Source organism: Streptacidiphilus fuscans, from assembly GCF_015690355.1.
Classification (GTDB): domain Bacteria; phylum Actinomycetota; class Actinomycetes; order Streptomycetales; family Streptomycetaceae; genus Streptacidiphilus; species Streptacidiphilus fuscans.
The window spans coordinates 195,079-202,503 of the sequence record NZ_JADPRT010000018.1 but is presented as its reverse complement, the minus strand read 5'-3'; the positions used below and the strand labels follow the sequence as shown (position 1 = coordinate 202,503).

The window sequence follows — 7,425 nt, the reverse complement described above, 5'->3', positions numbered from 1 at the left end:
TTGACCCGGCGGCCCTGGAGTTCCTCGAGCCGGAGGACCTGGAGGAACTGGTTGCCAGCGAGGAGATCGGCCCAGTGCAACCGACCTTCGAACCGGCCTGAGCACGGCAACACAGGAAGCCCCCGACTCGTCGTCGAGGGCCTCACGGCTGACCCTGTGGACGTTCGCGTAATTCGGCTCTGTCGCTGGTCTTGTGATCGGGTTCAGGTCCTGTGCAGGATGCGTTTGCGTAGGAGGTCGAAGTTGGCGCGGCCGTATCCGGCGCGCTTGAGGAGCTTGACTCTCGTGTTCTGTCCCTCGACCTGGCCGGAGCTCCAGGGGCTGGACAGTCCGGCGACGACGGCGTCCTGGTCCCGGCGCAGGCCGTTGATCAGGGAGTGAAGTGCGGGCAGGGGATCGTGTTCGACGCGCTCCATCCACTGGGGCAGTTGGTCGCCGCGGAGGTCACGCATCATCTCAGCGAAGTCGCGGACGTGGTCGGTGACTTCGTCGAGTTCGGGACAGCCGGCGCGGATCTCCTTGAGGGAGAGGGTGTCCTCGTCGGGGAGGTTGCTCGGATTCGTCATGATCCATCGGACGACGCGACGGGGCCGCGGCGCGGGCCTGGGTGCCGGCACGGGGGCGGTCGGCGTGAAGTTCCGCAGGTAGCGGCGGACGGTCTGGACGGCCTCGGTCGCCCCCGAAGGCTGGTCGCCCGCACCACCGAGCGCTACCAAGCGGTGCAGCAACTCCTGTCTCAGGGACTGTCGCTGACCCGCAGCGGCCGCGAGCTTCGTCTGGACGACTCGACCGTCCGGCGCTTCGCCCGCGCCCGCAGCCTGGACGCGTTGCTGGTCAAGGCAGTGGGTCGGGCATCGATCCACCCGTTCAAGCCCTACCTGCACCAGCGCTGGCGCGAGGGCTGCCACGACGTCCCCCAACTGCATCGCGAACTCCAACGGCAGGGCTTCACCGGCGACATCCAATCCGTTCGACGCTACCTCAAGCCCTACAAGAAGCCGCACAGCCCCAGGCCCAGGAACCCGCCCGCCCCGCCTCCCGCACTCCGCCCGACCCCGAAACCCCGCCGCGTCGTCCGCTGGATCATGAGCAACCCCAAGCACCTGGCCGAGACCGACGCCACCGAGCTGAAGGAGATCCGCACCGCCTGTCCCCACCTCGACATCACCGAACGGCACGTCCGCGACTTCGCGGCCATGATGCGCGACCTGCGCGGAGAGGAACTGCCCAGCTGGATGGAGCGGGTCATGGCGGACGACCTTCCTGCGCTGCACTCCCTGGTCAACGGCATGAGGCGGGACCTGGACGCGGTCACCGCCGCGCTGTCAACGTCCTGGAGTTCGGGCCAGGTCGAGGGCCAGATCACGAGGATCAAGCTCCTCAAGCGCATGGGCTACGGCCGCGCGAACCTCGATCTCCTCCGGCGACGCGTGCTCAGCAGTCCATGAGGCGGCCGACCCAGTCCATCCGTCCGGGCATGGCACCAGCGAGTAGCGTTCGACCGTGACGGTGGACGACTACAGCGCGGCCGAGCTACGGATCGTGGACTTCGACGAGCACGTGCGGGCACAGCCTCAGATGTACTTCCGGGTCGGCCGGAGCAATCCGGAGCTGGCAACCCGGGTGCTGGAGAACGTCCTGGGGCACGCGCTTCATCCAGCCGCCCGGCTCGCTCCGCTGCACACCCTCCAGGCCGAGGCCAAGATCACGGGCGACCTCTCCTTCGCTGTGCGTGACGATCGAGCCGATGCCCTGGACGGGCATGGCCACCCGCAGCTCGGATACTTCGGATCGCTCCTTCTGCCGGAGCGTTGGCTCAGTGCAGCGGCGAGCGCGTTGAGCTCGCGTGTTGTCGTCAAGGTCTGGCGGAACGGGCACGCCTTCGAGCAGGAACTCGCTGGCCTGAGGCCGGTCTCGGAGCCTCGGAGGACCGATCCCCAACCGGGTACAGGAACCCGCATCGCCTTCGAACTGGACCGGGCCTTCCTGGGGCAGCACCACGCCCTCACGTTGAACCTGACAGCACTGGACCTCCACGGCCCCGACTGCGACGCACCTGCAGGACCCGGACGCGTCACCGTCACAGACCTGAGGGAGGCCGACCGGCCCATCAGCGCCCATTACCAATGAGAGCGATCCGGCTGTCGGCACAGCAGTCGTCACAAGATCAACGACAGAGCCGAATTACGTGATCGTCCACAGTGTGCTTCGGCTGGTTCCACCGGTTCTGCCGGCGGCCCGGACCTGAGCCAGGCCACCAACTGTACATTCCAGCACTGACAACCGACGGGTCCGCCGTGTGCGTCAGCGGCCTCTCGACGTCATGTCAGGCACCCGGCGTGTGACCGTAGTTGCCGGAACTGCGCAGGCGGCATCGCCTGACACGCCACCTATCTGGGGCAGCGTCAGGCAACTTGCAGGCCAGGTGTCGAGCGCACTCGCCGGTTCGCGGGAGGGTACGCCCGCGAACCGGTGCCAGTTGACCTTGATTCGGCTCAACGACCTGGGTGCTTGGCCGAGTTGGACGATCAAAGGTCGATGATCACGTAGTCGATGTCGGTCAGCCGGACGTCCAGGCCGTGGGCGCGGCGTCCGCCGTCGCGGAAGTAGATGTGTGCCAAGCCCTCGGCGACGAGCTGGGCGAGTTCGGCCTCCTCCGCCCCGGTCTGCGCTGCCTCGAATAGCCGGGCGGTAGCGGCGGGATCCAACTGCTGGGCGATGCGGCGCAGGCGGGCGTCGTCGGTGCTGCCTGCGGGGGCGTCGAAGCCGAAGGTGGCCCGGGTCTCGACGGCGACGCCGCGGGTGGTGGCCGCGCGGTCGATCGCCCGCTTGCGGACCAGCGGTTGCCAGCGGGCGCGGACTTCCTGCTCCAGCCGCCCGGCGATCTCTGCGGGCGGCTGCTTGCGCTGGCCGGTCAGGTAGCGCTCCACGGTGCGCTGCGAGACGCCGAGCAGGTCGGCGACGGGGCGGGTGGCGCCGAGCTTCTTCACCAAGAACCTTGCTCTGGCCTGGGTGGAGACGGGCGGCTGACGGGTGAACTGGTCCTCGACGGCCTTGCGCAGCGCGTCGCCGATAGGTGTGCTCATTGGCTATTCGCCGTCCCAGAGAGCGTCGGGGCCTTTGACCAGGCGCGCGGGGTTGCGGCCCTCGTCCAGCAGCTGCGCGGCCCAGACCAGTTCGCGGGTGCCTTCGTGTTTGACCATGCCCGGGGACACTCCGAGGCGGAAGCCGCCCGGGAGCGGCTTGCCGGCCTGATCGTGGGGAAGGACGTCGAGCGGGGAGGAGCCGGATGAGGCGTACAGAACGCAGTCGACGTTGACAGCAAGCGGGTACAGGCCGGCCTTGAGGGCCAGGTTCATGATCTTGCGGTGGTTGTTGGCGTTCGCGGTGGCAATGAGCGTGGCGCGGATGTGGGGGTTCCAGGTGGTGCGGCGCAGCGCGGGCCAGGCGGCACCGCGGGCGGTTCCGCGCTGCTGGGGGCGTTCGCGGAGTTTGCCGACTCCGCCCTTGACGGTTGCTTTGATCGCGGAAAGGACGGCGGCCAGGGTCGGGTCTGTGGTCTTGTGGTGGCGCATGGCGGCCAGGTAGTCGGCCGGGTTGAGGTCGGGGGTGACGCCTAGGTCGGCCATGGTGTCCAGGTAGGCGGCGCGCAGTCGGTTGTACCAGGGGTCGAGGTAGGGGCCGGCAGCGAACCGCGGCACGGTGCCCAGGAATTCAGGCCGGTACGCGTCCAGGCCGAGGCGCTCGAGGGCGGTCTGGTCGCCTCCTGGCTCCCACGGTGCGGGCGGGGTCTGCAGCCGGTAGGCGGAGATGAGGTCACGGAGTTGGGCGGCGTCGGGGCGCAGCCATGCCTCCAGCGGCTGGATCGTGAAGGGTTGGCCGAGGAGCGCGGCGAGTTCGAGGGCGTAGGTGAGAGTCGGGGTGGCATACCAGGCAGGACCGGTAGGGGCCTCGCCGGTCGGGGTGAACGGGTTCGGCAGGCGCGGATCGAGGTGCAGGCTGGTGAGGTCGACCAGCCAGGATCCGGCGAGCTTCTTGTCGAACGCTGGGCGGTCGACGTGGACAGCCTCACCGAGCCCCACACGCAGGCGGGAGGCGGCCGCGAGGTAGGCGGTGTTGACGTCGATGCCGACCGCGAACGGGAGAGCGCATTCGGCGTCGGTGAGCAGTTCCGGGTCCCGGAACCAGGCCAGCGACTCCTCCTCCAGTGCCCCTGCGGGGCCTTCGGCCCGGCCGGTCGCCCGCGGATGCTCGGGTGTGGCCTCCGGCGGCGCGGGGTCGACGGGGACCGGCAGTGAGCCTGGGAGAGCGGCGGAACGCCACGTCCCGGAGGTGTCTCGGACCGCATGGGTGGGCGGGCGCAACGCGGTCATCAGCTCGATGCCGGTCGACGCTGCACCTCCGACCGGGGTGATCACGCGGGCGGCGAAGGTGCCTAGCATCCGGGCGAGCTCCGGGGCAGGTAGCTCGTGGGCGGTCTCCCCCCAGGCACGCGTGTCCAGGGCCTCCCAGGGGAGGATCGCGAGCTGGACGCAGCGGCGGCGCCCGCTTTCTGCGGGGCGGTAGATACGCGGCCAGGGTCCGAAGCCGCGCTTGGTGAGCTGCCACTTCGCCTTCGTGAGCTGCGTGATGACGGGGTGCTTGTCGTCCAGGCGCAGTCCGACCCGGTCGGTGAGGCGCTCGGGCAGGCCGAGCCGCTCCGCCGCGGCGGCGGTGAGGACGACCAAGGGGTCGCCGTCCTTGCCCGAGGGGTGCAGGCGCTGCGAGCCGATCCCCGCCTCAGCGAAAGTCCACTCGACCAGACCTGCTACCGAGGTGGCGGGGCAGTCCAATACAAGTCCGTCTGTGCCGTAGGCACAGCCGTCGCCGTCCAGGACCAGTAGGGGGCCGTGATCGAGCCGCGTGTCGGTTCCTGTCGCGGGTGCAGCGTTCGTGATCGGTCCGGCCTCAGCGCGGGCGGTGCGCTTGGCAGTGCCACGGTCCGTGGGCGTGTTGCCGACCGCCGCTGCAGGCACGGGGGCCATAGCGGCACGCTCTGTGGTCGGGGCGGACGTCGGCCATGCGGGCGCCAGCGTGGGGGGCGGGTAGTGCCTGGCGAGGCCCTCCAGCAGGGCGCGGTAGGCGTCCAAGCGTTCGCCGGTCGGCTCGCTGCGCCCGGCCTCCCACGCAAGCACACTGGCGGCCCGTGTCCCGAGGGCTTGTGCGACCGCGGCCGGGGTCAACCCGGCAGCCTCGCGGAGCCGGACCCGTTCTGTCAGGGCTGGCAGGACGGTTCCCGAGGCGACCGTGGCCAACAGTGCCTCGACGCCGTTCATCGCTGCGCCCTCCTGCTTGTTCGTGCTCACCGCGGCCCCTCCCCCGCGCTGACGGCATCCAGTTCCGCTGTCATGCGGATCGCACCGTGGTCTCGCTCGTACGCGGTGCGCAGTTCGCAGATCCCAGCCCACACTCCGCGCTCGGCCTCGGTCAGGGCAGCCGCCGCCGGGCCGTGCGCCTGCTCGATGCCATCGGCGATGCGCAACACCTCTTCTATGGTCCTCAGGATCAAGGCCACGTGCAGGGTGGCCTGCGCCTGAGTCATCGCCATCACGGCGATGTACAGGTGCTCTGCTGTCGGCGCGCCCGCGCCGTGTGCGGCCAGGGCGGTCATCCGCTGGGCCAGGCTGGTCGCGGCCAGGCGCAGTGGGGTCTGCGCGTCGAGGTTGTCTTGGGATGTGCTGTAGCGGGGGGCGATCGTCACCACCGGACCCGTACCACGGACCTGACGCGACAACACAGCCTGGGACAGGCCGACCTCGGGCGCGATCTTCGACCACTGGGCCCCCGCATCGCGGCAGTCCAGCACCGCCTCCCGAAGCGCCCAGCCGGAGTACGGCTGGAGCAACGTGGCGATCACGTGCGCCTGCTCCAGCGGGTCATCCAACTCCGTTGCGTGCTGTGCCTCTTCGGCGATGCGTTGCAGCAGGAAGCGGGCATGCGACTGGGCCCCGGCCACGATCTGACCCTGTCTGGACACCCACCCACCCGCTTCTACTCGCAAGACGAACTTTGAAGTTCAACTCAGAGTATATTCCGCCGGGTCCTCATACACGGCCGGATGCCACGAGTGGCCGGTTGCTCCACAGCCGATCGGCCATGTCATCGATGTGAAGACTTCGCCTGCCCCGGCAGGAGTCGACGACGACTCAGGTCTTCGCCGAGGCGCTTGAGACCTAGCGGTTCGTTTGGATCAAAGAGGGTGAGGGATGACAGCGGTTTCTGGGTGGCACCCTGGAGCGATGGGATCTGGAACCGGCATCACCGAGAACGGCCTGCGGCACCTGCTCAACGAGTGGGATCCGATCGGCGTAGCTGACGCGGTGCAGGACGAGTACGACTGCATGCTCGCCCCTCTCCTCCAGCGGCTCCGGCGTGGCACTGACGAGGCGGAAATCGATGAGTTCCTTCGGCACGAACTGGAAGATCACTTCGGCCTTACCCCTCTCCCGTCAGAGCCGGAAGGGATGGCTACCCGGGTGATGTCCTGGTGGACAGCTGCCGGCAAGGCCGATGGCACCGGCTACGTGTAGTCACTCCCTCCGCATCGCCTGCTCGTTTGTCCAGTTGTGCCGTTGACTGACACGCAGCGGGCGCGGATCGAGGCGTTGCTTCCGGACCGGACACCAAAACGGGGTGGCCGGTGGCGGGACCACCGAGAGGTGATCGACGCCATCGCCTGGAAAATCCAGACAGGTGCACAGTGGGTGCAGCTGCCAGAGAAGTACGCCAACTGGCGGGGCGTCTACAACAGGCTGCGGATGTGGTCCGCCGATGGCACGTGGGAGCGGGTGTTCACCGCGCTCCTGGCCCAGGCGGACGCCGATGAGGAGCTGCACTGGGTCGTCTCTGTGGACTCCACGATCGTGCGAGCCCATCAGCACGCCACAGGAGCCCGCAAAAGGGGTCTCCTCCCCTGGCCCGTCCTTCGGTGTCGTCCGGGCAGATGAGTTCGAGGGCCGTATGTCGATCAAGGAGGCATGAGGCCCCCACCTGTGGTATTCAGGCAGCCGTGCGGGACGTCCCTTCCCTGCTGGCTCCGGATCTCGGCCGCGTCGGTCTCCAGTGATCCGGGTTTTGAATGTCCACACTGGCGATCTGCTTGCGGGACAAGCCCGCCCAGGTTGCTTCCCTCCAGACCGCCCCCGGCCTGGCCATGTCAAAGGAGTTGCAGCACCTCGGCCAGCGCACTGGGACGTCGGTCCACGGGGCGACCCCACCGCGGCAGACCGTTGTCGCTGGTGACTTCCACGGTCACCAGCGCAGGTCAGGTCTGGTAATTCACCGGCGGACGCGCTGGCGCGGCTAGCCCTGAAAGCGGATCGGCGGCGGGCCGTCCGGCACCATAGCCAACGGCGGGTGCGACGTTCGCCTACACCTTGCGCAGCA

The 7,425-nt window shown here is 68.8% G+C and carries 8 protein-coding genes; 4 read left to right on the top strand and 4 right to left on the bottom strand.

From position 1 onward, the window contains the following. Positions 1 to 203 precede the first annotated feature (203 nt). A complete protein-coding gene (locus tag I2501_RS33035) occupies positions 204 to 926 on the bottom strand; it encodes a transposase (RefSeq protein WP_236047773.1) in 723 nt (240 codons plus the stop codon). Between the two features lie 159 nt (positions 927 to 1,085). Between I2501_RS33035 and I2501_RS41015 the strand changes: the two genes are divergently transcribed. Together I2501_RS41015 and I2501_RS33025 are read left to right on the top strand one after the other, a co-directional pair. Then, the gene (locus tag I2501_RS41015; protein WP_236047729.1) at positions 1,086 to 1,448 is read left to right on the top strand and encodes a transposase; all 363 of its coding nucleotides are present in this window, start codon (positions 1,086 to 1,088) and stop codon (positions 1,446 to 1,448) included. A gap of 94 nt (positions 1,449 to 1,542) precedes the next feature. Beyond that, positions 1,543 to 2,130 carry a hypothetical protein gene (locus tag I2501_RS33025; protein WP_196197994.1) on the top strand — a complete coding sequence of 196 codons (588 nt, stop codon included), beginning with the start codon at positions 1,543 to 1,545 and terminating at the stop codon, positions 2,128 to 2,130. A 398-nt stretch (positions 2,131 to 2,528) separates the two neighbouring features. Here I2501_RS33025 and tpg read toward each other — a convergent pair whose 3' ends face one another. Genes tpg through I2501_RS33010 form a run of 3 tightly spaced genes read right to left on the bottom strand, consistent with a single transcriptional unit; the run spans position 2,529 to position 5,995 of the window. Continuing rightward, positions 2,529 to 3,086 (bottom strand): telomere-protecting terminal protein Tpg, encoded by a 558-nt coding sequence (gene tpg, locus I2501_RS33020; protein ID WP_196197993.1) that lies wholly within the window; start codon positions 3,084 to 3,086, stop codon positions 2,529 to 2,531. A 3-nt stretch (positions 3,087 to 3,089) separates the two neighbouring features. Further along, a complete protein-coding gene (tap, locus tag I2501_RS33015) occupies positions 3,090 to 5,345 on the bottom strand; it encodes a telomere-associated protein Tap (RefSeq protein ID WP_328806822.1) in 2,256 nt (751 codons plus the stop codon). Further along, the gene (locus I2501_RS33010; protein WP_196197992.1) at positions 5,342 to 5,995 is read right to left on the bottom strand and encodes a hypothetical protein; all 654 of its coding nucleotides are present in this window, start codon (positions 5,993 to 5,995) and stop codon (positions 5,342 to 5,344) included. The genes tap and I2501_RS33010 overlap by 4 nt, the downstream gene beginning before the upstream one ends. A 283-nt stretch (positions 5,996 to 6,278) precedes the next feature. Between I2501_RS33010 and I2501_RS33005 the strand changes: the two genes are divergently transcribed. Next, positions 6,279 to 6,569: a hypothetical protein gene (locus I2501_RS33005; RefSeq protein ID WP_196197991.1), complete on the top strand. Its 291-nt coding sequence runs from the start codon at positions 6,279 to 6,281 to the stop codon at positions 6,567 to 6,569. A 36-nt stretch (positions 6,570 to 6,605) separates the two neighbouring features. After that, complete coding sequence (locus I2501_RS41010; RefSeq protein WP_408022811.1) at positions 6,606 to 6,986, top strand: IS5 family transposase; 381 nt, start codon at positions 6,606 to 6,608, stop codon at positions 6,984 to 6,986. Positions 6,987 to 7,425: the final 439 nt, after the last annotated feature.

Excerpts from the sequence above, each read along its gene's own strand:
- I2501_RS33005 (WP_196197991.1), top strand. The coding sequence starts at position 6,279 with ATGGGATCTGGAACCGGCATCACCGAGAACGGCCTGCGGCACCTGCTC.
- tpg (WP_196197993.1), bottom strand. The coding sequence starts at position 3,086 with ATGAGCACACCTATCGGCGACGCGCTGCGCAAGGCCGTCGAGGACCAG.
- I2501_RS41015 (WP_236047729.1), top strand. The coding sequence starts at position 1,086 with ATGAGCAACCCCAAGCACCTGGCCGAGACCGACGCCACCGAGCTGAAG.
- I2501_RS33035 (WP_236047773.1), bottom strand. The coding sequence starts at position 926 with ATGCAGTTGGGGGACGTCGTGGCAGCCCTCGCGCCAGCGCTGGTGCAG.